A 25,009-nucleotide genomic window follows, 5' to 3' on the forward strand; every position below is an offset into this window, starting at 1 on the left:
TTACCTTCTTTTTGTTTTTAAATGCCATGGAGTCAACAGGGTTTAAGCAACTGATACGATATAGTCAAGGTTTTCCTGCCTTAACATATCCTGCAATGCTAACTGCAACCAGAATTGTACGGGTTGCTGAATCAATCTTGCAATCTTTACTGCATGGCTGGGTGATGGAATACGCCTTCCTTTCTCAATCTCACATAGGCTTTGCGAAGATATTCCGAGCATCAAGGCAAATTCTTTCCGGGAAAACTCCTCACACTTTCTGAAAGATTCAAGAGCATTGCCGAACGTCAGAACGCCATAATCTCTTTGAAGTTCCTTGATTCCATATTCAGTACTCATGTTTATTCACCTCTATAACGTACATGGCTGATGACCGCCACAATCGAAAAGATGAAAGTCGTTTTAAAAACAGGCTGTTACCGAGACTTTCATATAAAACCTCTATGATAATTTTATTTTCATGTTCGACATAAAAAGCCCTGTACGATTTGGATAATCTGATTGACCTTTGCCCTTTTCTATCCCCTTTCAAAGGTTCATCATGATAACCAATATATCTTCTTAAACCTGTAATCCCAATATCTTCAACCTGTCCAGCCCAAATCTGTAATTTTCTTACAATATGGCAAGGTAATTTCATAAGCTGCTTCTGGACTTTTTTGGAAAATATAACTTTATTCATACTTTAAACAAATACGTCTTTAAAGGGTAAAAAACAAGTGGATATATCCAGCACCAATAATAAATGTGTCGATATTTTTCTCATTCCTTTTGATTTTTTTTGAGCAATATGTTATTCTGCAAAAATATTAAAGGGAGAGAACATCTTCCATCCGCAGTTCCTGTTTTTCGCCATTATTTACCCTGAAATCACAAAAAAGGAGATCAAGATGAAACATCTATTTGTTAATTTTATTTTTACAATATGCGCCCTGATTATCTCTTTTAATGTAAATGCTTCCGATGAAAAACTTCTTTTGATGACTGACGAACGTGCTCCTTTTGAATTTGCAAATGACAAGGGAGAACCAGACGGAATTGCTGTAAAAGTTATGCAATGTGCCCTTGAAAAAATGGGTATCCCCTTTGAGATCAAGGTGGTACCCTGGAAAAGAGCACAGGAATTGACAAAACAAGGCAAAGCTGATGGTTTCTTTTCCGCATCACAAAACAGTGCAAGGGACGAATATGCAACCCTATCTTCTGTTGTTGTTGATCAATACTGGAGCTGGTACCTGTTAAAATCAAGCAAATTTGACCCCAAATCAGAAAACTTCAAAAAAGAGGCCAGAACAGGAAGCTGGTTTGGTTCAAACTCCCTTAAATGGCTCAAAAATAACGATTATATAGTTAAAGCTGACCCACAAAGTGTGGAACAGCTGATCAAGCAACTCCAGGTTGACAGAATTGATGCTGCATTTGGCAGCAACACTGTTTTTGATGATGCATTAGAAAAAATGGGCATAGGAGATACAATTCACTCATTCAAGGAGCTTCATAAACCCATGGGAGTATATATCTCAAAACAATATCTTGAAAAACATAGTGACTTTATGGAAAAACTCAATGATGCCATAGGACAATGTACCCATTAAGAGGAGAGAAGCAATGAACACAAGGCTGCTTCTTGTGGATGATGAAGAGGAATTTGTCGATACACTTGCAGAACGTCTTGCCCTGAGAAACTTTCAGGTAACCAGGGCATATTCCGGGGAACGGGCACTGCAACTGTGCAATGATAAAAATTTTGATGTGATTCTGCTTGACATTATGATGCCAGGCATATCAGGCATTGATGTTTTAAAAAAAATTCATCAAAAGATGCCTCTAACCCAGGTGATAATGCTAACAGGTCATGCCACTGTCAAAAATGCCATTGAAGGCATGAAGCAAGGCGCCTTTGATTTCCTGCTGAAACCGGCAGACATGGAGCTGCTTACTTCCAAAATTACTGAGGCCGTTGAAATTAAACAGAAACATGAAGAACGTATCCGTAAGGCTGAAATGGAAAACATAATAAATCGTCGGGGATGGTAAGGCTCCCTTAATTTACTCAAAATCGACATCTTGTTGGCTTTTTTGGCATTTATTGCATTTGTCTGAATCAGGATAACCAGGATTTACAGGATGCTCAAGATTTTTATCCTGTAAATCCTGGTTATCCTGGGCATCCTGATTCAGACAGTATTAACAAGGCTCATAAGGTCATAGGTGTCGTTTTTGAGTAATTTAACGCCATTCGAGCAGACTTCTCCATAACTATAGACTTCCAGAAAAATATTTTTTCAGATCAACTCTGAAGGGCAACCACATAGGGTTGCCCCTACATTGTGCTTGCAATTTAACTATCTGGAAAACTATATTTGCTTTTGAATAAACCTTCACGTTTGCGAGGGCATCACAACGATTCATGAAAGCCATGACATATCAATATATTATGGAGATTTTAAAATAAAATATCATAAAATTCTCGTGCAAAAATAATCGACAATATAATCAAGCAACTACAGACATTTGACAGGCGAACCATCAAGTAACAGGAATTTATTTTTATGGAAACAGCACATGTTCTCAAAAACACTCAAATAATGGACACTCTGGACGGAATTCTGCCTTCGGTCAGGCAGCTCACACCAGTTGACAAACTCAAGCTGATTCGCATTCTTGCTGAAGACCTTGATAAAAACAAATATATGTTTCCTTTTGAACCTGATAAAATTTATGACTTACCAACACCTTATAACACATTTGGCGCTGCTGAGATATTAATAGAAAAGCTAAAACAACCAGATACAGAAGTCTGAAAAAATATGAAGGTCAAATACACTATAGTCGATCCAGCACAGAACGAATTGGACAGCCTCCCCCGTTTAATATTGTCACTAAGTTCCAAAAACCAACAGGTTACAGCCTCGGGTTTAGTTGACAGCGGGGCAACAATAAACGTACTTCCTTATCAAATCGGCATCCGGTTGGGAGAACTCTGGGATGACAGAAAAGCAAATATTCATCTTGCAGGTAATCTGGCAAAATCCATGGGGATTCCTTTGGCATTAAAGGCAACGATAGGAGACTTTGAACCTGTAAGACTGGCATTTGCGTGGGTCAAAAATGATAATATCCCTTTAATTCTCGGGCAAGTAAATTTTTTTATGGAATTTGATGTGTGCTTTTACCGATCAAAACTCGAATTTGAAATCAAGCAGAAATCTATGTAAGGACATGGACTAAAGTTTTTTCCGGTTATGATTTGGATATACTCTGAAATTTCCAGGGCACCCCACTTAGGTAAAGAGGAAAAAATATATGTCCGACTACTTTAAGGAACTCGTCAGTCATAAATTCTTTCAGTAGCCACCACTCATAGTATTTTTAAAACGAATCAAAATACAATATATGGTGGCTTACATGAGAAGTTACGACTCTTGAGTTAAGGAACAGAGATGAAATAACTTGGACATTTCATTTTGGTCCACCGTTGAATAGCGGTGCATCTCGATATCAAATTGGGAAATTATTTCGTCCTCATTCCTAACATATTCAAAGTTGACACATATATCACTTATTGGCATTCAATTTTTCCTCAATGCCATATGCGGCATGAAAACAACACAACAACTTTTGCAAAGGAGAAAAACATGAAAAGTTTCAAATGGTTTACTGTCATCTTGGTACTGTCTGTTTTTGTATCACAAATTGCAACATCAGAGGAACTTGCCACAAAGGAAGAGTGTATCCAGAAATGCGGAGAAGTTGCTGCAATCATAAAGGAGAAAGGCGCTGATGAAGCCATTAAACTTGTGAATGACAACTCAGGTCCATTTGTCTGGAAAGACACATATGTCTATATTATGGATCTTGAGGCAACCATAGTTGCACATGGCCCACAGCCAAAATTCATAGGAAAAAATCTTATGGGTCTAAAGGACCCTGTCAGCAAACAACCCTGGTATCCCGCTCTTTTTGAAAAAATAAAGGCAGGAACCAACAGTGGCTGGTTTGATTATCACTGGAAAAAACCAAATGCAGAAGGTGTCTATACAAAAAACTGCTACTTTGAACAAGCCGGTGACCTTGTTGTGTTTGCAGGTATTTACGGCGACAAAGTAAAATAATTATTATATCCCGAAACCACTGACAACGCCCACAAAAAAGCATACCCCTGGAAATTTGTGTAAACGGACATAACTAACGCTCAGTCACCCCCGATCATGGAAATAATGCATCCATTTCCACGGCAAACCGTCATGGGCAGAGTCCGGCCACCCCCCGACTATGGAAACAATGTATCTTTTTCCACTGTAAATAATAAGTCAGGGTTTCGGGACAACAGGGAAACCGGAGACACAGCAATGAAAGCATACCACAAAATTCAAACCGTATTTCTAAGGGATCCTGAAACAAAATATAAGTCATTGCTTGAAGGAACATTTGCAAAACCTGAATTTGAGTATCTTAAAAAAAACATGTGGATTTTTACAGAAAAAGTTGACGGGACCAACATCCGTGTCCAGTGGGATGGAGACAGCTTAAGCTTTTTTGGTAAGACAGACAGAGCTGAAACACCTCCGCATCTTCTGAAAAAACTTGAAGAGCTTTTCAAGCCGGACACATTCAAAAACTGTGAACTTCCACCTTTGTGCCTCTACGGAGAGGGCTATGGGGCAAAAATACAAAAAGGTGGCGGCAACTACATACCCGACGGTGTCAGCTTTATCCTTTTTGATGTCAATATCGAAGATATGTGGCTTGAACGCCATAATGTCGAGGATATTGCGGCAAAGCTTAACATAGAGGCAGTTCCCATTGTTGGAAAGGGGACACTTATTGAAGGTGTTGAAATGGTAAAAAACGGCTTTACTTCAAAACTTAGAAAAACACCTCCCGAAGGCATTGTAATGCGTCCTGAAGTTGAGCTTTTCAACAGACGGGGAGAACGGGTCATCGCAAAAATCAAAATGCAGGATTTTGCATAGGAAAAAAAAGAGACCATGAAAAAAAGACGATTTGCGCTACTGCCCCAGGGCCTGTTTCCCAAAATACTGATAATATCACTTCTGGGAATTACAGGAATCATACTTCTTGCAACAATCATTTTCCATGTCTCGTCCAACAGCAGAAAAGCCATTGTTTCAAGTCAGTCAGGTAATACAATTATTCAGAAGGTTCTTCAGATCTGTATGCTGGAAGGTAAATATATCAACTCAAGTGATAACTCAATCCCACCCCTAATCGAAAAGCACCTCATGGAGCTACAGAAAACCATAGATGCCTCAGAACAGGAAAATGTCGATCCCGAAATTAATGATCTTCTCAAAAATACCAGGGATCTGCAAAAACAACACCTTGATCTCCTTGAAAAGCTCATACCCCAGGTTAAAGATCTCAATGGACTTGTCAAGAAAATAACGGCACACTTTAATGCTGGCAACGAACATATACAAAAAATGATAAACCTGCTGAACGAAGAGGAGATGGAGCTATCCCTGATGGTGGAAGAGCTGCCCCAGCCAAAGGCTCAATTGCGTGATCAGGCCAGCCAGTTTCTTGGCAATTTCCAGACAATGGTTGTAACTGTTCAGCAGCTTCTGCTTGATAATGACGGCGAGGCATTTATCAAAAAAAGGGAAAATCTTTTAAAAAGACTCAACGAAAAAAGAGTCAATACAGGAGCGCAGGCAGGAGTTGTCAATGAAGAGCAGTATTCCGGATGCTGGGCTGATGTGGAAAAAGAGCTTGAAGCAATAGCACCTCTTCTTGAATCACTCTATACCTTCTGGGATAACAGGGAAAACCGGAAAACAGAACTCCTGGCAATCAATGAAAAGATGAACAGCAATGCAGAGAAACTTGTAACCATTGCCACTGGGTCTGTATCAGAAGAACTTGATTTTGCAAATTCAATAACAATCGTTGCCATATGCACCATAAGTGCAGCCCTGCTTATTCTTGGATTTCTGATTGCACGCAGCATAACAAAACCCATTAACACAATTACAGAGGGGATGAAACAGGGAGCGGAACAGGTGGCACAGGCATCCGGCCATGTTGCATCTTCAAGTCAGTTGATGGCCAAAAGTGCATCTGAACAGGCAGCCGCCATTGAGGAGTGCAACTCATCCATGAAAGAGGTGGCATCCATGACCCGCACAAGTGCTCAAAATGCAGGCAGGGCAAACAGCATGATGGAAAAGGTATCTGATCTTGCAAAAAAAACCTATGATTCAATGGAACAGCTTACACTCTCCATGAATGCCATATCAGAGGCAACCAATGACACTTCAAGAATCATAAAAACCATAGAGACAATTGCATTTCGTACCAATCTTCTTGCACTTAATGCTGCTGTGGAAGCTGCAAGAGCAGGGGAAGCCGGTGCAGGGTTTGCAGTTGTTGCCGATGAAGTGAGAAATTTATCCATCCAGGCTTCAGATGCTGCAAAAAGCACAGCATCAATAATAGAAGGCACTCTTAACAAGGTCAAAAACGGCCATGATATTGTTTCCACAACCAGGACGGCATTCAGTCAGGTTCAGGAGACCACGGCAGAAACAGCTAAAATCCTTAACAATATTGACAAACTCTCATCCACCCAGTCCAACGGCATTGAACAGATAGACAAAGCAATTGATGAGATTAACAGAACAGTTCAGGACAATGCTGCCAATGCAGAAGAGTCAGCCTCTGCATCAGACGAGATGCACTCGCAGTCTGAGCATCTCAAGGACTATGTGACAAAACTTACTCTTCTGATCAACGGAAAAGTATCCCACTTGTAAGCAACCTCAATTCTCATTATATTGCCTTTATGGAAAACAACATCGAAACAAATAGTCACGAAGAAAGAGTCAACTGGCACCGATTACTCGGTTTGATGATTACACCTCTTTTTGAAAAACTTGGATGTGAGGTCACTGTTGAGTTTGATCTCTCTTTAAAAAAACAGCTTCTTGATGTGGTGGTTGTATATAAAAAGTTACCTCTCTTTTTTGATGACGTTAATCCTGATTATTATGAGGGTTTTGAAAATCTCAATGAACACAATCTTATCTCATTCAAATCCTTTCATGAAGTTTTTAATATGGACGCACTTGAAGAATTTTATGGGCATTTCACAAACTATAAAAAAATCAAAAATCTTAAAAGTGGTGACAACATAAACCTCTATGCTGTCACAAACCATTTTCCTGAAACACTGTTTAACAGATTTAAAGGTACTGGCCTTATTGAATGCATTGTAAAAAACAAAATTTATGATTGCAAGGTTCTGACTCCGGTACGCTTCATAATTACAAAAGACTCCAACCATCCAGTACTTGGGCTTTTTTCTAATAATACAGAACAGATTATGAAGAGCAGAGAACGCCTGCAAAAGGATGTTTGGCTGCTGAAAAATATCAGTGGTTATCTATACAAACTTTATGATTACTATGGCTTAGAGGGGGTTGAGATGCCTTATACAAAAGAGATGTTTGTTAAAGAATATTATCCGGAATATTATGGTCAATTTCTCCTTGGTGAACAGAAAGGACGCAAAGAAGGACGACTGGAAGGACGACTGGAAGGTCGCAAAGAAGGTGAACTTTCAGGGAAAATCCAGTTGCTTCAACAAATCCTGAAACAACCTGTATCTCCAAAAGAAGAATTGCTTTCAAAAGATGTTAATGAACTTCAAAATATCTATAATCATCTTGAAAAAATGTGGCAACAGATTGAAAACTAAAAAACGCCATACAGGTTAGGGCAATCACAACAAGTAAGGCACAAAGTGCAAAAATCTTTTCAGACTATATGTAGATGCCTTATTGGGCATGTTTCATTTATCGGTTTACATTTTTTTTGAAACAGGATTTTAATGATTTGTCATCATGTTAATCCTTAAATCATCTATATGGTTAAATATTTTTCGAATAGTGCAAACGACTTTTTATTTGATACAAGGGATGTTTTTTATTGATGCCATAATTGTTCAAATTCTTTTTTTGACGGCCCTCTTACTATTCCGGGCTGAAGCCCTGTACTGCTTTGAAGAATACAAAATTATTCCATTTATTCAGACATATGCAATAAATAAAGGGATGGCCGATTTTGAGTATTAAATTTTCATTATGCTTAAAACCAAAAAATTCAGTAATATGAATGTCACCACCGCCAAAAAACTTTTCGATAATATTTCCATGTGGAAAAAGGGTGGACAGAGAGCTCCGCACAAACCACTGCTTATCCTGCTTACTATTGCACATTGCATCGAAAGTAAAAACAGGTTTATCAGCTTTTCCGATATAGATCAAAAACTGAAACAACTTCTTATAGAGTTTGGCCCTGCAAGAAAAAGCTATCATACTCAATACCCTTTCTGGCGACTACAACATGATGGGCTTTGGGAGCTGACAAACACAAGCTCTTTTGCCGGTAAAATCGGCAAAGGAGATGCTAAAAAAAGCGATCTTGTCAAATTTGATGTACATGGTGGATTTTCTCAGGATGTATATGAATTCCTGATGTCAAACCAAGATCAAATACCAATAATCGTCTCATCCATATTGGACAAAAATTTTCCATCCTCAATACATGAAGATATTTTGCTGGCAATCGGGCTTGACCTTGAGTCTGACTTCAGCACAAAAAAACGCCGTGATCCCAACTTCAGGGAAAAAATACTGAATGCTTATGAATATCAGTGCGCTGTCTGCGGATTTAACGTAAGAGTCGGCAATTCTATTGTAGCACTTGAAGCTGCCCACATTAAATGGCATCAAGCAGGAGGTCCTGACAGTGAAGAGAATGGAATTGCATTATGCGCTCTGCATCATAAACTTTTTGACAGAGGGGCTTTCACTCTGTCCAATGATATGAAAATCATGGTCTCGGACAGGGCATACGGTACAAAGGGGTTTAATGAATGGCTGATGGCTTTTCATGGAAAAAGAATAACTGATCCCCAGAGACCTTCGTTTTTTCCTGAACCTCGATTTCTCTCATGGCATGTAAAAGAAGTCTTTCAAGGCTATGAAAGGCACCATTAAAAATTGCCTGGATAAAAACATCCTCCCACATCCCCTCAAAAAAACAACACCCCTGACATTTATGCGAAAAACTTGACAATATCACCAGATTAGGCCAAACATAAATTTTTACTACACAACTCATGATGACCAGCCCCAAGCTTTTCTGGAGAACACAATTGCTTATAAAACATAACTACACCCCCGAATATTCAGCAACCTTTTATCAAAGAGTGCCTGTTATAATTATTACATGGATTATGTTTTCCATCTTGTTTCAGACAACGGCATTTTGTAAAAACAGTCTGGAAACAGTCACGCTTCAGCTTGCCTGGAAACACCAGTTCCAGTTTGCTGGATACTATGCAGCACTACATAAAGGCTACTATGAGGTCGCAGGTCTTGATGTAAAAATCAATGAAGGAGGAGAAGGTAAATTTGCCAGGGAAGAGGTTTTAAGCAACAGAGCACAATATGGTATTGCCGGAGCAGAGCTTCTTCTGCACAAAGCTGAAGGGGAGCCGTTTGTGGTTCTTGCGCCTATTTTTCAGCATTCACCCTCGGTTTTGATTACACGGGCGGATTCCGGTATATCCAATCCCCAGCAGCTTATCGGCAAACGGGTAATGATGCTTCCGGAAAACAAGGATGCCGATATTCTTGCTGTTCTCTTAAACGAAAATGTCTCCTTGGATAGCATAGAGCGCCTTGACCAGTCCTATAACATAAATGATCTTATTGAAGGCAAAACAGATGCTGTAACTGCATATCTGACTAATGAACCGTGGCATATGCAGCAACTTGGTGTTAGAGCCAACATAATAAGACCATCCACATATGGTGTCGATTTTTACAGTGACTGCCTCTTTACAACCGACAGTGAAGCAAAAAAACATCCAGAACGGGTAAGGTCATTTTTGACAGCTTCCATTAAGGGATGGGAATATGCCATGCAGCACACAGAGGAGCTTGTTGATATCATTATCCTGGAATATGGAGTTTCAAAGACAAGGGAACATTTGCTTTTTGAGGCCGAAGCCATAAGAGGAATCATGCTGCCTGATCTAATTGAAATCGGGCACATGAACCCTGGACGATGGAGACACATTGCAAACACATATGCCAGACTTGGCATGCTGCAACCTTCGTATCCCATAGATGAATTTATTTACAATCTCAACCCTGAAAACGATTACAGATGGATGCGATGGGCTCTTATCTTCCTTGCCCCTGCTACCATTATTTTTACAGTTATTTCAATATCTCTTCTCTACCTCACAAAAAAGCTCCAAAAGGAGATTAAAGAGAGAAAAAAGGTGGAAAATGCTTACAGAGAATCACGACGGGAGATTTCAACCCTTCTTGCCAACCTGCCGGGCATTGCTTTTAGATGTAAAAATAAGGAAAATCAATGGACAATGGTCTATATAAGCGAGGGTGTATATTCATTGACAGGATACACCCCTGATGAACTGATCAACAGTGATGTGATGACATTCAAGGAGATTATCCATCCTGATGATCGTAAAATGGTCGGAAAACACATAACCAGCGCAATTGAACAGCAGTTACCCTATGAACTTGAATATAGAATAATAACAAAAGACAATAAAGAAAAGAACCTGTTTGAAAAGGGTATTCAAATATTTTCGGATACAGGGGAACCTATGTTTATTGAAGGGTTTATTTCCGATATCACACAGAGGGTACTTGACCAGAAGGAGAAAACCAGCCTTGAGATTCAGCTTCATCAATCTCGCAAAATGGAATCAATAGGAACCCTTGCAGGTGGAATCGCACATGATTTCAACAATATAATGGGCATTATTCTTGGTAATGCAGAGCTTGCCATGATGAACATATACCCACATAGCTATCTGGATAGCACAAGAAACAACAAAAATGATATTGATGGCAGAAAATCCTTTCAAAAGAGTACCTTCGGCTCTTCTGATATTGACACAAACCAACTTCAACACTACCATGAAGAGAGCAACCGAGATTATCTTTATGAAATACACACAATAGAACAGAACCTCAACGAGATTAAAACAGCCTGTCTCAGGGCAAAGGAAGTTGTGCGTCAGCTTCTTGACTTTGCAAGAAAGTCAGATCCAATACAAATAGAGATCCAACTCAATTCAGTTATTACTGATGCCCTTAAGCTCCTGAGATCATCACTTCCTGCAACAATTGATATAAAATTCAATCTTGCAGAAAAATCTCCGACCATTCTTGCAGATCCTACTCAGATGAGCCAGATCATAATCAACCTGTGTGCCAATGCCACCCATGCAATGCCGGATGGTGGTCTTCTTCAGATAATCTCCGGCAGCGTCAACCTTGAACACAAAAGCCATTTTAAAAAGAGCATGGAGAAAGGAGAGGAGAAAAACGACAAACAGCTAACAAGAAAAAATATTGCTGAAATGTTTCGTGATCTTCCGGAACAAAAGTATGCTATACTCATAATAAAGGACACCGGACACGGCATTTCAGAGGAAAATATAGACCGTATTTTTGACCCATACTTCACAACCAAGCCTGTGAACGAGGGTTCAGGATTTGGTCTGGCTGTGGTACATGGAATAGTACGCCAGCATAAGGGCGGAATTTCAGTTGCAAGCAGGGAGGGTGAAGGGAGTACTTTCACGATACTTTTACCTTTAGCAGAGCCAACCATTGAGCATAACATAGAGCCTGAAATCTACATGGCAAATGAAAAAAGAGCAGAAAAAAAAGATTTTAGTGAAGGCAACAGTGAAAATGTTACAATCCTTTTTGTTGATGATGAGGCTTCCATTGCAGAGATTGGAAAAGAGGTACTTGAAAGGAGCGGTTACACAGTAACAACAAAAACAGACCCCCTTGAAGCTCTTGAAAAATTTAGGGAAAATCCTGATGGATTTGATCTTCTGATAACAGATATGGCCATGCCAGGAATGTCCGGCAATCAGCTTATATCTGCCATACAAAAAATCAGACCTGAATTGCCTGTAATTTTAAGTACAGGATATGCAAGCGGCAGCCAAGATGAGAAAAAGGGGAAATTTCATAAGGATATTGATGCCTTTCTCTCAAAACCCCATGAGTTTCATGAATTAATAAAAACAGTGCAGAGGGTTATAAGCAGCAAGCGGATATGATTGAACAGTGAGGGATGCAACAAAGAATGAAAGTATAGTATTCCAGATAATTAAATTGACAATTAAAAAGCCTAACTATCTGTTATATAAATAAATTTTTGAGTAAAAAAATATTTTTCTGGAAATCTATAGTGCCTCTTCAAGTTTAAACTGACGGGATATTTGCAAGATCCACATCCGCCCCCAATATGGATTATCTACTCTTCAGCAAGTTGTGCCATTACATCAAGAATTTTTTTCAGCTTTTCCTGGTTCATCTCATTTAGATCAACAAATTCGCAACCTGCGTCAAAATCAACAAGCTGCATGGAGCGATTTGGGCCAACCCATTTTATGCGGGCTTTTTCCTTCATGGAAAACTCTTTAAGGTCCATATCACAATCCCTGCAACCAAGGACAATCTCAGCATCAATCTCCTTGCCAGGCTCAATCTCCCTTGCTGCTGAAAAACCAAAACCCTTAACGGAGATATCCTTTATGATGCCCATGTGCTCCCTGTCATCATATTCAAAGCGAAAAATCAATTTGATACCAAGGCGCTCGGCAATTCGCTTGTATTTTTTTTTCTGAAGAAATCCAGCAAGGCAACCATTGTCAATTTTCTCCTGTTCTGTAAGATTTTGTTCAGATACTTAAATGACCATCATAAAGAGAATAAATACATATGACTTACTCAAAATCGACATCTTAGTGTTTTTTCAGCAATTATTGAATTTGTCTGAATCAGGATAACCAAGATGGGATAGGATGTTCAGGGTAGATAATCCTGCCTTATGGAATTGATTTTTAATAACTTGCCCATTCATCTCGCCCCCAGCCACATTTTACAGACTTGGGAGGGGGAGTTTGGGTACGTTAATTAAACCCAATTACTATCCTGTTAATCTTGATTCAAAAAGTTTTGACAAGGCTTCCAAGATCATAAGGTATCGACTTTGAGGAATTATGTAATGGCATTCTAATGAAGTCAAGGGAATTATCATTGACTGTTTTCTTGACACTCACGCCTTTTTTGGGATAAACATTGTCATCTAAAGGATTCAAACCCAATAATATCAAGGAGTGGACGTGAACAAGCAATATCGTTTTTTACTTTTGATCATTGTAATTATCATAGTATTGAGTATCATAAGCTCATTGATTGTAAAAAATGCATGGTTCAAAATATCAGAGGATGATATCTCATATATTGGACTTGTTGCACCTTTTTCCGGTGTCGGAGCCGGAATAGGTTCGTCAATGGAAAAGGGAATCAATCTTTTTGTTGACGAATTCAACCAGGCACAGATATTCCAGAACAGAATACTTAAAGTTGTCCAGCTTGATGACCAGCACACACCGGAAGGTGTTGAAGCTGCTGCCCGGGATCTCATAGAGCGCAGCGAAATACTTGCACTGATAGGCCATATAAGCTCTGATGCTGCTTCCACTGCTTCAAATGCCTTTCAAAATACAGATATGACAATGATCAATACCTCCTCCATTGAGGCGGGCATATCAAATAGTCACCCATGGCTCTACTCCAGCGTATTCAACGCAACAAGGCAAACTGGTTTTATTGCAAACTATGTCCGCAATGTCCTTGGCAAAAAAATCATAACCATCATACATTCAGATTCCGGCAGCGGCAGGGAGATGGAAAAACAGTTCTCGGCAATCTATGCAAGATTTGGAACCAAAATCCATTACACACATGAGTTCAGGCAGGAGTATCCGAAAGCTTCCATTGCCTCTATAATAGAAGAGATCCGTGATAAAAAAGATCTGGGAACCATCTTTTTTGCAGGGGATGCCTCCTCTGCTGCCCATTTTGTGGTGCAGGCAAGGGATGCTGGAATAAAAAGCCTAATTGTGGGAACAGATGCACTTGCCACAACAGGATTTACAGAAGCTGTGGCTTCGCTGATAAAGGATAAAGAGAGCCTTCCTTCCTATACTGACAGTATGATAGTCTCTGTTCCCCTTCTTTATGATACAGCCGGAAGTGAAGCCCAACAGTTCAAAAATCTGTTTCTTGAAAAATACGGCTCAGATCCTGACTGGATTGCAGCCTATGCCTATGATGCTGTACGTCTTGTGATTCGGGGAATCATTGCACAGAAGAGTGACAAAAATGAGCCACTGGATTTTTCAGTTGCAGCCTGCCGCAAAAGCATAAAAAAATACCTTGACAGCCTTACCACTCCAAAAACAGCCATGGAAGGAATTACAGGAAAAACATTTTTCCCTCCATCCGGAAGCAAGCAGCTTCGTTCGGTTCAGGTGGGTATATACAACGGCCGCAATATAATTGCAGCACCGACACAGTTACAGCCCCTTGGTCCAAACAGCTCTGTCAACTACTTTGAAGAGCTTAAAAACGGCAGAATGCTCTATGTAAATGACCGTTTCATGTACAAAACAAATGTAATCTACACAGGCATTGAACTTCACAACATTACTGACCTTAAAATGGATGAAAATCAGGTAATACTTGATTTTTCAATATGGTTCCGCTACCAGGGCAAGTTTAATCCGGCAGATATTGATATTCTCAATGCTGTTGAGGAGATAAAACTTGAAGAGCCAATTGAAACAAGCCAGAATAAAGAGATCTCCTTTAGAAGATACAGGGTAAAGGCACCCTTTTTTATAGATTTTATGGACAAAAAACTTCCCTACGGACAGCACGTTATGGGGCTATCCTTTCACCATCAGAACCTGAATCGCAACAACGTTGTATATGTTGTTGATGTACTTGGAATGGAGTTTGATAAGGGCATCACACTAAAACAGCAGCTTTTACAAAGACGTGCCTTAAGTCCAACCTCAGGATGGCGAATTGACCAGGCATCCCTTTCCCAAAGTATGTTTACAACATCCACGCTTGGAAGCCCTGCATATGTAGGTTATGGAACAACCGAACCTGAATTTTCAAAAATTGATTACGCTGCTATTTTCAGTGAGGACAGAATTGATTTCCGCTCTCTTGTGAATGCAGAGTACCTTATTTATATAGGCATCTTCGGAATAATAGGCAGCCTTGCCGCAAGATTGATGGACAGGCGGCTTCACGGCTTTTTCTGGCGGACATCCTCCTGGCTAATGCGCCTTGCATTCTGGCCTCCACTGCTTCTCTCATTTGGTAATCTCATTGTAAACAGCGCCATCAACAATGATGTCTCCATCCACTACATACAGCAGATAATAATGTATTACGACATGTGCTGGTGGATTATGCCTGCGGGCCTTGTTGTAATTGCACTGGAAAGATTCCTGTGGGTACCCCTTGAAGATAGAACCAAACGAAAAGTTCCTAATCTGATCCGCCATTTTACAGCAGCTCTTGTATTTACATTTGCATTCTGCGGTATTGTTGCATTTGTATGGGAGCAGACACTTACAAGTCTGCTTGCCACAAGCGGTCTCTTCGCCATGATCGTCGGTCTTGCTGTACAGGGAAACATTGCCAATGTCTTTTCAGGTATCATCATAAACCTTGAACGACCATTTTCCGTGGGGGACTGGATAAAAATCAACGAGATAGACTCGGTAAATGTTGTTGATATGACATGGCGTACAATAAGGCTTGAGACACTTACCCAGCACGTTGTTTCAATTCCCAATGGAAAAGTGGCAGATTCTGTTGTGGTCAACTACTCAAGAAAAGAGAGCCTCAGAATAGATGTATTCCTGCATGTTTCGCCAAAGCATAAACCATCGGTTATCAACAAGCATATAAAAGAGGCCATAGCCGACATTGAGGGCATCAACAAGGTAAAGGCTCCTGTAAATGTGATTATGGGAATCAAACCTGTTGTCAATAAATGGGTGGCCGAATATGTCATACGCTTCTGGGTCACGGACTGGAAACAGCAGTTTGGCATAAAGGGCAACATATGGAATGCTCTCTGGGAGCGTTTTACAGCAGAAGGAATATCCTTTAATGCAGTGGAAGATCCCCTCGCTCTGCCTGAAACTTTGCAAAAAGAGGCAAAAGGACTTCCGCCGGCTGACAGCTCTTCTCAAACCGGAGCTGCTCCTGATCTTGCAAAAGCATGATCAATACCCTTAAATAGTTAAAGAACAATACATCTATGAATTCCAGTAAACATAATATTATTATTTTCATTATAGTCTTATGCTGCCTGACTCTCTCCCTTATGGGCATCTGCTTTGGGGAGTCTCTGGTATCCCTGCCGGAATTTCCCTCCGGCAACTCATATTTTTACGGGATTCTCAAACCTGTGATGGCAGAGCATGAAAGGATCAAAACAGCGAAGGAGGCTGTTGAGCAATCCCGAGAACAGATACGCATAAGCTTTGGGGCACGGTACCCTACTTTGGATCTTACACTGGAAGCAGGAAGAGAAGATGAAATTGACAAGGAAGACCCTGAACACTACAATAATATAATACTTAAACTGAACCAGCTTCTGTGGGATTTTGGCAAAACAGATGCATCAATTGAGAGGGCACGAAGGGATCTTATTGACAAGGAGCTTAACCTTGCAAAGGTTACCCAGAAATTTATCCTTGATGCTGCCCTTGCATATCAGAAACTGCATCGCGCATACATGGTGCTTCAATTCTCCTTAGATTCCGAAGAGAACATCAGGCGCCAGACAGGTCTCGAAGAGATAAGGGTGGCAGAAGGTTCCGGATACACAACAGATGTACTTCAGTCAAAATCCCAGCTTGCATCTGCCATTTCAAGGCGCCTTAAAAATGAGGGTGATTTTCGCATGGCAGAGAGCGAGTACATTGAAATTTTTGGGACTCTGCCTGAAAACATCACAGCCATGTTCCCCCTTAATCCTGAAAGATGCGTTCCCATACCGGAAGATATTAAACCTGTACTTCAGGCAGCAATGGAAAAAAACCTTGATCTGCGACTTGCCAGGAATCGCATGGCAATGGCTGAAATTGACCTTAAAAGTGAAAAAAACAACGCACTTTTTCCTGATATCAATCTTACCCTGGAAACCTCGGCATCTGATAATTACAACAGCGTTTTTGGCTCCACCCGAGACTATAAGGCAATGGTCGCAATGACAAAAAACCTGAATCTTGGTTTTACTGAAAAAAACAAAATAAAGGCAGCAACACATAACCTTCTTCGTGAAAAATATCAGGTTGCAGACCAGGAGAAAACCATTGAAAAAGCTACACGCATGGCCTGGCATCGTCTCAAAACATCACAGGCCACAACCGAGACCTTGACAGAGCAGGCAAGGCTTACAGCAGGCTTTCTGGAACTTGCCAGAAAAGAGCGTGCACTTGGTAATCGCTCCCTTATGGATATCCTCTCCGGAGAGACATCCCTTATCAATGCAAGGGCTGACAGCTATGCTGCAAAAATAGATATATCCCTTGCCATGTTCTCACTTATGGAGACAACAGGAGTACTCTCACTGGAGCTTTTCAATATCCAATAATGATTAGCCTGCAAAAAATCTGGTTTCAAAAGAATTTTCCAGTCATAAAAGACTTTTTTATGAGACCATAAAAACTTAAAAGATGAGATTATTGTATCCTTTTTTGAATCTCCGGAGTAAATTGTTGCCATGCAACCTCACCCCCCAGCCACATCTCCATGACTGGAGAGGTGGAGAAGTGTAAACTACTTTAATCTGATATGAAGGATGCCAAAAAAAATTAACTCAAATGAGGTTATGAATAATGTTTATACCTAATGATCTGCTCTCAAGAATCACTATAGATTCAAACGTAATGCTTGGAAAACCTACTATTTGTGGTTTAAGAATTACAGTGGAGCAGATTCTGAAATCATTATCAAACGGAATATCTCAATCAGAGATTCTTGAAGAATATCCCGAACTTGATGAAAAAGATTTCCAGGCTGTATTTGCATACGTTGCCATTCTGGTGGAAGAGGAACAGGTTTTTCCTGTGGTCATGAATCCGATCTATAAAAAATAATAAAGGAGAATGATATGCCTGAAAATTACACAGAACACTCCTGCATATTCTTGAACATAATAAATATTTTTCAAAATGCGTGAACTAATTCAACGCCTCTCCAGGCACCCCTTTATTACCATTGAGCTTCTCCTTGCCTCATTTTTTGCAAACCTTCTTGGACTTGCATCATCGCTTTACATTATCCAGCTTCTTAACAGATATGTCTCCCACGGGGTTGATGCAACGCTTTTTACTCTGACATCCGGTGTCTGTATTGCAGTTATATTTGAATTTGCATTCCGGAGAGTACGCTCAATTCTTGCTGGCAGTGTAGGAAAAGAACGTAACTATCAAATGATGCTGGGCATATTCTCTGTCTTGACCAAAGGCAGAATGAAATCCCTTGACACTATTCCCCAGAGACTTCGCCAAGAAATAATGAAAGGCAGCAACAGCGTAGAGGATGCATATAAACCTGCTAATATCAATGCTCTTTTTGACCTTCCCTTTTCCTTTATGTTTTTGGGTGTACTCTCTTATATATCAATTCTTCTTGGCTTCATCACGCTATGTTTCATGTTGCTGACCGTAATTATCGCCACTTTCAGCAAACACCTTATTACCCCAAGGATACAGCAGTTAACAGAAACTTCTATCAAAGGTAATGGTCTTTTTTCGTCAGCCAATAACTCTCCTGACATGATCAGGCTTTTTGACAGGGGTTCATTTCTGCTTTCAAAATGGCGAGAGAACAGTAAAGATTTTCTTCAACAAAGAAACAGAATGGCCGACAGTCAGGATCTTCTTCAGGGAATCACCAGAACGGTGCAATCCTTATTGAGCATCTCCATATATGCAGCAGGAGCAATTCTTGCTGTAAAGGGGAACTTTAATGTGGGGCTTTTAATAGGAGCCAACATACTTGCAATGAGGGCAATTGCCCCAATCAACAGAGTTGCCCAGCTTGGGGATGCATTTACAAACGCCTCCCAGTCACTGGAACGCATCAACAGATTTGCATCCATTGAAACTGAAAGAGATGGAGGCGTTGCATTAAAAAACTACCAGGGTTCCCTTAAACTCAACGATGTCGCATTCAAGTATCCTGGCATGAAACAGCCTCTTTTTGAATCCTTGACCTTAGATATTTCACCTGGCTCTGTCCTTGTTGTAACAGGGGAGAACGGAACAGGTAAGACAACCCTTACCCGTCTTGTTTCAGGACTTCTGGAACCTGACAGAGGGCAGATTCTGGCGGACGGGGTGGATATCCGTCAGCTATCCCTGCCCTGGTGGCGCTCTTGCCTTACAATGGTTCCCCAGGATATAGCATTTCTGCCGACAAGCATAAAAGAGAACCTTATGGCTGCAAATCCAGCAATTGACGATGCAGCCATAAACCGGATAATAAATCACTCCGGTCTTTCATCCTTCATTGACCAGACATCCATGGGACTTGATACACAGCTTACCCTCAACTCCGAGTATCTTTCCACAGGATACAGGAAACGACTTGCCATTGCACGGGCCCTTGCAGTAGGGGGGAAACTTGTCATAATGGATGAACCCACAGAGGGTCTTGACCCAAAGGGATGCAACACCATATACTCGCTGCTTGTAGCGCTTTCACAGGCACGTTATACCATGATAATATTCTCACAGGATCCCAATATCATCAAAGGAGCAGGACGTATTCTTGATCTCAATTCAAAGCCTGTGCCAAGAATAAGAACAAACAAAGGAACTCCTGCCCAGGCAAACAATGGTACCCTTCATGAAAATCGTACCTTCCATGAAAAAACAACTAACCTTAAAAGAGATAACAGAGTCGCTGCCCCAAATGTCAATATGGTGAAAAAAGATGAAAAAACTCCAGCCATGAAGAGTCACTCTCTGCCAAAGGAGAAGATATAAATAAAGATGCCGGAACCTGTAAACCGTAATGGCCGGAGTCCGGCCACCCCCGACTATGGAAATAATGTATCTATTTCCACGGTAAAAAAAGGAAGTTTTTGCATCTTCTTTCCGAACCCACTGCCGCCTCAAAAAGCAGCCATATATTTCTGTTTACTCTTATTTTCATGATTCTCGCCTTTTTTTTATGGGCTGCAACAGGCAGGCTTGACGTTGTAAGCCGTGCTACAGGTGAGGTTGTCCCATCAAGCAGGGTAAAAACTGTACAGCACCTTGAAGGCGGAATAATCAGGGAGATACTTGTAAAAGAGGGAGAATCTGTTGAAACCGGCCAACCTCTGGTTATACTTGAATCAACTGCAAGCTTTGCAGATGTGGCTGAACAGAGCATTCAGATGACCTCGCTTCAGGTTAAAATCATACGGCTTTCAGCAGAAATCAATGGTGAATCCAAGCTTGATTTTCCGGAGCAGCTTAAAAAGGAAGAGCCTGAGCTTACCCGCAGGGCAGAAGCAATATTCAACAATCGTAAACAACGATTAGATAGCCAGATAAAGGTGCAGCAAGCCCTTGTAAGCCAGTATCAGTTCCAGATTGAGGAGATAAGAGGAAGAATTGCCGGAACCACACAGGTCAAGGATTTTATTGAGGAACAGGTGGGAATAAGTGAAAAACTTCTCAAGCACAGCCTTTCAAATAGGATGAACCACATTGATCTTCTAAAGCAGCTTGCAGATCTTGAATCACAACAAAAGGTTGACCATGCCTCACTCAAACGAATCAGCGCAGCCATCAGAGAAGCCCAGAGCCGTCTTGAACTTGTGCGGAATACATTTTTTGAAGAGGCATATGATGAGTTAAGGGATGCCCAGCGAACATTTGACATCATAAACCAGCGCATTCATAAAGACCAGGACAGCCTTAAACGAACCATACTAAGATCACCTGTTGACGGCACTGTAAAATCCCTTTTTGTCTCAACAATAGGCGGAATTCTGACTCCTGGCGGGGCAGTTGCCGACATTGTACCGGCTGAAGATCGTCTTATAATTGAGGCAAAACTTCAGGTTGGAGATATAGGGTATGTTCAGGAGGGTCAAAAGGTTATGCTAAGGCTTGCTGCATCAGATTCATCAAGACTCGGACAAATAGACGGTGAGGTTATCCACATAAGCCCTGACTCAATACTTCAGAAAGAGGGGCCGCCATTCTACAAGATCAAAATCACCACTGAACAGACATATTTCGGCACAGAAGATAAACCCTATAACCTCTTTCCGGGGATGGTTGTTCAGTGCAGCATAATTACAGGCAGTAGAACCGTGCTTGAATATCTTGCAGGGCCGTTTTTTCTTTCCCTTGAAACAGCCCTTCTTGAACGCTGATGTTTCAATTAACTCACTATCTGCAAAATGTGGGATAAAATCTAAAAAAAGGAAATCATCATGAAATTTGTCATAATTGGCGGGGATGCCGCCGGCATGAGTGCTGCAAGCAGGGCAAAACGAAAAGATCCGCAAATGGATGTGACTGTTCTTGAAAGGACAATGGATGTATCCTACAGCGCATGTGGAATGCCCTACAATATTGCAGATCCGGGACGTAATATGGATGACCTTATTGTCAGAAAGGCAGAGGTCTTCAGAGAAAAAAACAAAATTAACCTCTTGACAGGTCACAGGGTTGACAACATAGATCGTGATGCAAAGAGAGTTTCTGGAGTAACATTTGACAATCAAGAGTTCTCATATTCCTATGATAAACTCCTGATTGCAACCGGAGCTGTTCCTGCCATACCAGAAATACCAGGGGCAAACCTGCCAGGCGTCATGGCACTGAAAAGCCTTGAACAGGGAAGAGCAATAAAGGCATATATATCCTCCAATGGCATCAAAAAAGCTGTAATAATTGGAATGGGCTATATAGGACTTGAGATGTGCGAAGCACTTCGGGCAAGGGATATTGATGTCACAATGGTGAAACCAGGTCCGACATTTCTGCCATGGATGACTCCTACACTTGCTGATGTTGTAAAAAAAGAGCTGGAAGATAATCAGGTAAACCTGCTTTGCGGATGCAATATTACCAAAATCGAACCGGGCAGGGACAGGGCATTGACAATACATTGCCAGGCAGCTAACGGCAAAGGTGATAAAGAGCAGGAGATTTCTGAAGCAGGAGAAAAAAAACTTGATGCAGGTATGGTCATTGTGGCTTCCGGAGTCATTCCATGCAGTGACATTGCAATTGCAGCGGGCATTGAGACAGGCATCCAGAACGCAATTTCTGTTGACAGAACCCTCAAGACCTCGGACGAAAATATCTATGCTGCCGGCGACTGTGCAGATGCCTATCACGTTGTAACAGGCAAAAAGTGCTGGATTCCCCTGGCACTGAGGGCAAATCGGGCAGGATGGGCAGTTGCAGATACAGTTTGCGGAGCCGAAACAGAATTACAGGGTGTGGCTGGAACTGCTGTATTTAAAGTTTTTGATCTCCAGGTTGCACGCACGGGGCTTTCCATGAAAGAGGCACTTGATGCAGGATTTGATGCAGTTGAAGAGACAGTTCAAACAAGATCAAAGGCACATGGTCATCCAGGGGCTGGAACCATTCATGTCTCAATGGTGGGTGACAGGAAATCAGGTCGCCTGCTCGGAGTACAGATGGTTGGAAAAGATGGGGTTGCACACCGTATAAATGCTCCGGCCGTAGCTCTGCATGCCAAAATGAGTGTTGCAGATTTCATCCAGACAGATCTTGCATATGCTCCGCCATTTGGACCTGTATGGGATCCGGTTCTAACCGCTGCAAATCAACTTGTTAAACTGATATAATCAACTTGTTAAACTGATATACTTTTGCATAGTAGATATATATTTTTTTTGAGCATTATCAATGCTGTCTGAATAACTCAAGATCGACATCTTATTGCTTTTGCATAAGTTATTACAGTTGTCTGAACCAGGATAACCAGGATGGATAGGATGCTCAGGATAGATAATCCTGCCTTATCTTGTTAATCTTGGGAATCCTGATTCAGACAGTGTTGACAAGGCTTACAAGATCATAGGTGTCGACTTTGAGGAATAATGATACACGGGATAATAAGGACTCAAATCTGACACCTATTCTCTTTGAAGCCTTGTCAACGCTGACTACTAAATCAGGATACCAGGGATGATAAGAATTTACAGGATAAAAATTGTGAACATCCTGTAAATTCTGGATATCCTGATTCAGACAAAGGCCAAAAAACTTAGCCTCCTACAGCATCTTTTCTATTCTCTTCAATGGCTTCACTGTGAAAATCCCCAGTGGCAAGAGGTGATGCATCTTCTAATGCTGATTTCTCCTGCTCCTCCAATGAAAGAATTCTGAAAAATCGGGGATAGACCTTTTTACACTCCCTTACAATCTCCTCAAACGGCATATCATCAAAGTGCCCCCTGTCCTTGACATACTCCATGTGTCTGTTTCCAAGGGTATCAAATTCGTGGAAAAGGGAGTCATGAACCCCGTCAAATTCCAAAGGTTTTACATTAAAATTTGTGCATAGCTCAAGATTAAATGCTGGGGTGGCTTTTACCCATTTTCCCTCAATATACAACTCTGTATATCCGTGATACATGAAAAGATCGGTCTCCATAAGATCCCGCAGTCGCTTTGTACTCAGATGGTTTCTTACATCTGCAAAACCAGGCCGAGCAGGAATACCGTGGTACCTTGCAACCGCAGTCAGAAGAATAGCCTTGGCTACACAATAGCCTCTTCTTTTTTTCAAAACTGAAGAGGCTGTAAAGTTATTTTTATCCAGTTTAAAGTCATATGGATCATAACGGATTTCATCCCTGACCGCATAGTATAATTTTACTGCCTTCTCTTTTGTACTCTCATGGGGTTTACAACATCCATCAGCAAATGATCTCACCTCTTTGCTGTTGTAATCCATAAAAAAAGTAGGTTGCAGGTATCTTTCAAAATCATTTTGTTCTTCAGTTTTATTATCACTGCTGTTCATAAATCTTCCCACCTGTCATATGTCAGTTACCTGTAAAAACAGGCTTTCTCTTTTCAGTAAATGCCGTAAATGCTTCCATAAGATCATTGGACGGAATTATATTGCTGCTTATTGATGCAACATAATCAAGACCGTCTCCAATGGATTTACCAACTCCGTAGTTCAGTACATCCTTGCTTGCCTGCACCGCAAGAGGTGAGTTATCTGCAATTTCCCGGGCAAGCTCCTCTGCTTTTTCCATGAGAATTTCAGGAGTATCATAGACATCATTAACCAGTAGTATCTCTTTTGCCCTGCTTGCTGTAATATTTCTTGCAGTATATGCAAGCTCCCTTGCATGCCCTTGTCCCACAATAAGGGGAATTCTCTGCAATACACCTACATCAGCAACAAATCCAACTGCCGCCTCCCTTAGAGAAAAAACAGCATCTTGCGAGCATATTCTGATATCACATGCTGTTATCATGTCAAGCCCTGCCCCTACACAGTGACTATGGACGGCTGCAATTACAGGTTTACGGCAACTTTCAATGCATGTAATGGCATCCTGAAGTTTTTTGATTTTGGGCAAAAGCTTCCATTTGATACCACCTTTTTGACTGTTGTCCATAAGCTCCGGCAACTCTCCGATCATCTCCATCAAATCAATACCTGCTGAAAAACATGGGCCTTTGCCGGAAATAACAACAACCCTTATATCTGGATCACTATCAAGCTCCTCAAAAATTTTAAGCGGCTCTTTCCACGCCGGAGGATTCATTGCATTTTTCTTTTCAGGACGATTGAGATAGACCCATGCAACAGGGGGCTTTTTTTCAACAAGATAAAACTCCAAAGGTTTTACTTCCATTATCTTTTTTTCTCCTTTTATATGAAAGTCCCCGCAAATGGCTGTTTTCATAAAGACTTTAATCCCTTCGATTGTGGCAGAAATTTGCCATGTATGTTATATTACAATCTTAATTCAAAACATTTATTCATCTGGAAAGCTATTATGAACACAAAAATAGACAATGAAA

General features: G+C 40.9%; 20 protein-coding genes. 16 read left to right on the plus strand and 4 right to left on the minus strand.

Annotated features, from left to right (window positions below; all coding sequences use genetic code 11):
- Positions 1 to 42: 42 nt before the first annotated feature.
- Positions 43 to 339, minus strand: coding sequence for a helix-turn-helix transcriptional regulator (locus tag MTBBW1_RS04515; RefSeq protein WP_080799856.1), 297 nt, complete (start codon positions 337 to 339; stop codon positions 43 to 45).
- Positions 340 to 890: 551 nt separating this feature from the next.
- Here MTBBW1_RS04515 and MTBBW1_RS04525 point away from each other — a divergent pair.
- The 10 genes from MTBBW1_RS04525 to MTBBW1_RS04575 all read left to right on the plus strand — a co-directional run bounded on the left by MTBBW1_RS04525 (position 891) and on the right by MTBBW1_RS04575 (position 12,151).
- A complete protein-coding gene (locus MTBBW1_RS04525; protein ID WP_080799858.1) occupies positions 891 to 1,595 on the plus strand; it encodes a substrate-binding periplasmic protein in 705 nt (234 codons plus the stop codon).
- A gap of 13 nt (positions 1,596 to 1,608) precedes the next feature.
- On the plus strand, positions 1,609 to 2,037 hold the full coding sequence (locus MTBBW1_RS04530) for a response regulator (RefSeq protein WP_080799861.1): 429 nt from the start codon (positions 1,609 to 1,611) through the stop codon (positions 2,035 to 2,037).
- A gap of 515 nt (positions 2,038 to 2,552) precedes the next feature.
- Entirely contained in the window at positions 2,553 to 2,804 is a 252-nt protein-coding gene (locus MTBBW1_RS04535; RefSeq protein WP_222423985.1) for a hypothetical protein, read from the plus strand.
- A gap of 6 nt (positions 2,805 to 2,810) precedes the next feature.
- Complete coding sequence (locus MTBBW1_RS04540) at positions 2,811 to 3,218, plus strand: pepsin/retropepsin-like aspartic protease family protein (protein WP_080799863.1); 408 nt, start codon at positions 2,811 to 2,813, stop codon at positions 3,216 to 3,218.
- A 420-nt stretch (positions 3,219 to 3,638) separates the two neighbouring features.
- Positions 3,639 to 4,115 carry a cache domain-containing protein gene (locus tag MTBBW1_RS04545; RefSeq protein ID WP_186441078.1) on the plus strand — a complete coding sequence of 159 codons (477 nt, stop codon included), beginning with the start codon at positions 3,639 to 3,641 and terminating at the stop codon, positions 4,113 to 4,115.
- A 105-nt stretch (positions 4,116 to 4,220) separates the two neighbouring features.
- Positions 4,221 to 4,976, plus strand: coding sequence for an RNA ligase family protein (locus MTBBW1_RS04550; protein WP_222423986.1), 756 nt, complete (start codon positions 4,221 to 4,223; stop codon positions 4,974 to 4,976).
- 15 nt (positions 4,977 to 4,991) lie between these two features.
- A complete protein-coding gene (locus MTBBW1_RS04555; RefSeq protein ID WP_080799867.1) occupies positions 4,992 to 6,779 on the plus strand; it encodes a methyl-accepting chemotaxis protein in 1,788 nt (595 codons plus the stop codon).
- Positions 6,780 to 6,874: 95 nt separating this feature from the next.
- Positions 6,875 to 7,723: a hypothetical protein gene (locus tag MTBBW1_RS04560; protein WP_080799870.1), complete on the plus strand. Its 849-nt coding sequence runs from the start codon at positions 6,875 to 6,877 to the stop codon at positions 7,721 to 7,723.
- A 412-nt stretch (positions 7,724 to 8,135) separates the two neighbouring features.
- A complete protein-coding gene (locus tag MTBBW1_RS04570; protein WP_080801070.1) occupies positions 8,136 to 9,026 on the plus strand; it encodes a phosphorothioated DNA-binding restriction endonuclease in 891 nt (296 codons plus the stop codon).
- A 158-nt stretch (positions 9,027 to 9,184) separates the two neighbouring features.
- Positions 9,185 to 12,151 carry an ABC transporter substrate-binding protein gene (locus MTBBW1_RS04575; RefSeq protein ID WP_186441079.1) on the plus strand — a complete coding sequence of 989 codons (2,967 nt, stop codon included), beginning with the start codon at positions 9,185 to 9,187 and terminating at the stop codon, positions 12,149 to 12,151.
- A gap of 197 nt (positions 12,152 to 12,348) precedes the next feature.
- On the opposite strand, the gene MTBBW1_RS04580 is transcribed toward MTBBW1_RS04575, so the two are convergent.
- Entirely contained in the window at positions 12,349 to 12,750 is a 402-nt protein-coding gene (locus MTBBW1_RS04580) for a PilZ domain-containing protein (RefSeq protein ID WP_080799881.1), read from the minus strand.
- A gap of 469 nt (positions 12,751 to 13,219) precedes the next feature.
- Here MTBBW1_RS04580 and MTBBW1_RS04585 point away from each other — a divergent pair, with 469 nt between their 5' ends.
- The 6 genes from MTBBW1_RS04585 to MTBBW1_RS04610 all read left to right on the plus strand — a co-directional run bounded on the left by MTBBW1_RS04585 (position 13,220) and on the right by MTBBW1_RS04610 (position 22,806).
- Positions 13,220 to 16,192, plus strand: coding sequence for an ABC transporter substrate-binding protein (locus tag MTBBW1_RS04585; protein WP_186441080.1), 2,973 nt, complete (start codon positions 13,220 to 13,222; stop codon positions 16,190 to 16,192).
- Positions 16,193 to 16,227: 35 nt separating this feature from the next.
- Complete coding sequence (locus tag MTBBW1_RS04590; protein WP_080799888.1) at positions 16,228 to 17,568, plus strand: TolC family protein; 1,341 nt, start codon at positions 16,228 to 16,230, stop codon at positions 17,566 to 17,568.
- A gap of 244 nt (positions 17,569 to 17,812) precedes the next feature.
- Positions 17,813 to 18,073 (plus strand): DUF433 domain-containing protein, encoded by a 261-nt coding sequence (locus MTBBW1_RS04595; protein ID WP_080799891.1) that lies wholly within the window; start codon positions 17,813 to 17,815, stop codon positions 18,071 to 18,073.
- A gap of 75 nt (positions 18,074 to 18,148) precedes the next feature.
- The gene (locus tag MTBBW1_RS04600; protein ID WP_080799895.1) at positions 18,149 to 19,969 is read left to right on the plus strand and encodes a peptidase domain-containing ABC transporter; all 1,821 of its coding nucleotides are present in this window, start codon (positions 18,149 to 18,151) and stop codon (positions 19,967 to 19,969) included.
- A 98-nt stretch (positions 19,970 to 20,067) separates the two neighbouring features.
- Entirely contained in the window at positions 20,068 to 21,354 is a 1,287-nt protein-coding gene (locus MTBBW1_RS04605) for an HlyD family type I secretion periplasmic adaptor subunit (protein WP_080799899.1), read from the plus strand.
- Positions 21,355 to 21,414: 60 nt separating this feature from the next.
- Positions 21,415 to 22,806, plus strand: a complete 1,392-nt coding sequence (locus MTBBW1_RS04610; protein ID WP_080799903.1) for an FAD-dependent oxidoreductase — start codon at positions 21,415 to 21,417, stop codon at positions 22,804 to 22,806.
- 422 nt (positions 22,807 to 23,228) lie between these two features.
- On the opposite strand, the gene MTBBW1_RS04615 is transcribed toward MTBBW1_RS04610, so the two are convergent.
- Both MTBBW1_RS04615 and MTBBW1_RS04620 read right to left on the minus strand, forming a co-directional pair.
- Positions 23,229 to 23,990, minus strand: coding sequence for a transglutaminase-like domain-containing protein (locus MTBBW1_RS04615; RefSeq protein WP_080799906.1), 762 nt, complete (start codon positions 23,988 to 23,990; stop codon positions 23,229 to 23,231).
- 22 nt (positions 23,991 to 24,012) lie between these two features.
- Positions 24,013 to 24,840 (minus strand): crotonase/enoyl-CoA hydratase family protein, encoded by an 828-nt coding sequence (locus tag MTBBW1_RS04620; RefSeq protein ID WP_080801073.1) that lies wholly within the window; start codon positions 24,838 to 24,840, stop codon positions 24,013 to 24,015.
- Positions 24,841 to 25,009: the final 169 nt, after the last annotated feature.

The organism is Desulfamplus magnetovallimortis, assembly GCF_900170035.1.
Taxonomy (GTDB): Bacteria; Desulfobacterota; Desulfobacteria; order Desulfobacterales; family Desulfobacteraceae; genus Desulfamplus; species Desulfamplus magnetovallimortis.

What these genes read in the sequence shown, in the direction of transcription:
- MTBBW1_RS04555 (WP_080799867.1), top strand. Translation starts at nt 4,992, where the DNA reads ATGAAAAAAAGACGATTTGCGCTACTGCCCCAGGGCCTGTTTCCCAAA.
- MTBBW1_RS04525 (WP_080799858.1), top strand. Translation starts at nt 891, where the DNA reads ATGAAACATCTATTTGTTAATTTTATTTTTACAATATGCGCCCTGATT.
- MTBBW1_RS04590 (WP_080799888.1), top strand. Translation starts at nt 16,228, where the DNA reads ATGAATTCCAGTAAACATAATATTATTATTTTCATTATAGTCTTATGC.
- MTBBW1_RS04545 (WP_186441078.1), top strand. Translation starts at nt 3,639, where the DNA reads ATGAAAAGTTTCAAATGGTTTACTGTCATCTTGGTACTGTCTGTTTTT.
- MTBBW1_RS04535 (WP_222423985.1), top strand. Translation starts at nt 2,553, where the DNA reads ATGGAAACAGCACATGTTCTCAAAAACACTCAAATAATGGACACTCTG.
- MTBBW1_RS04620 (WP_080801073.1), bottom strand. Translation starts at nt 24,840, where the DNA reads ATGGAAGTAAAACCTTTGGAGTTTTATCTTGTTGAAAAAAAGCCCCCT.
- MTBBW1_RS04540 (WP_080799863.1), top strand. Translation starts at nt 2,811, where the DNA reads ATGAAGGTCAAATACACTATAGTCGATCCAGCACAGAACGAATTGGAC.
- MTBBW1_RS04530 (WP_080799861.1), top strand. Translation starts at nt 1,609, where the DNA reads ATGAACACAAGGCTGCTTCTTGTGGATGATGAAGAGGAATTTGTCGAT.
- MTBBW1_RS04595 (WP_080799891.1), top strand. Translation starts at nt 17,813, where the DNA reads ATGTTTATACCTAATGATCTGCTCTCAAGAATCACTATAGATTCAAAC.
- MTBBW1_RS04615 (WP_080799906.1), bottom strand. Translation starts at nt 23,990, where the DNA reads ATGAACAGCAGTGATAATAAAACTGAAGAACAAAATGATTTTGAAAGA.
- MTBBW1_RS04600 (WP_080799895.1), top strand. Translation starts at nt 18,149, where the DNA reads ATGCGTGAACTAATTCAACGCCTCTCCAGGCACCCCTTTATTACCATT.
- MTBBW1_RS04610 (WP_080799903.1), top strand. Translation starts at nt 21,415, where the DNA reads ATGAAATTTGTCATAATTGGCGGGGATGCCGCCGGCATGAGTGCTGCA.
- MTBBW1_RS04570 (WP_080801070.1), top strand. Translation starts at nt 8,136, where the DNA reads ATGAATGTCACCACCGCCAAAAAACTTTTCGATAATATTTCCATGTGG.
- MTBBW1_RS04560 (WP_080799870.1), top strand. Translation starts at nt 6,875, where the DNA reads ATGATTACACCTCTTTTTGAAAAACTTGGATGTGAGGTCACTGTTGAG.
- MTBBW1_RS04550 (WP_222423986.1), top strand. Translation starts at nt 4,221, where the DNA reads ATGCATCCATTTCCACGGCAAACCGTCATGGGCAGAGTCCGGCCACCC.
- MTBBW1_RS04515 (WP_080799856.1), bottom strand. Translation starts at nt 339, where the DNA reads ATGAGTACTGAATATGGAATCAAGGAACTTCAAAGAGATTATGGCGTT.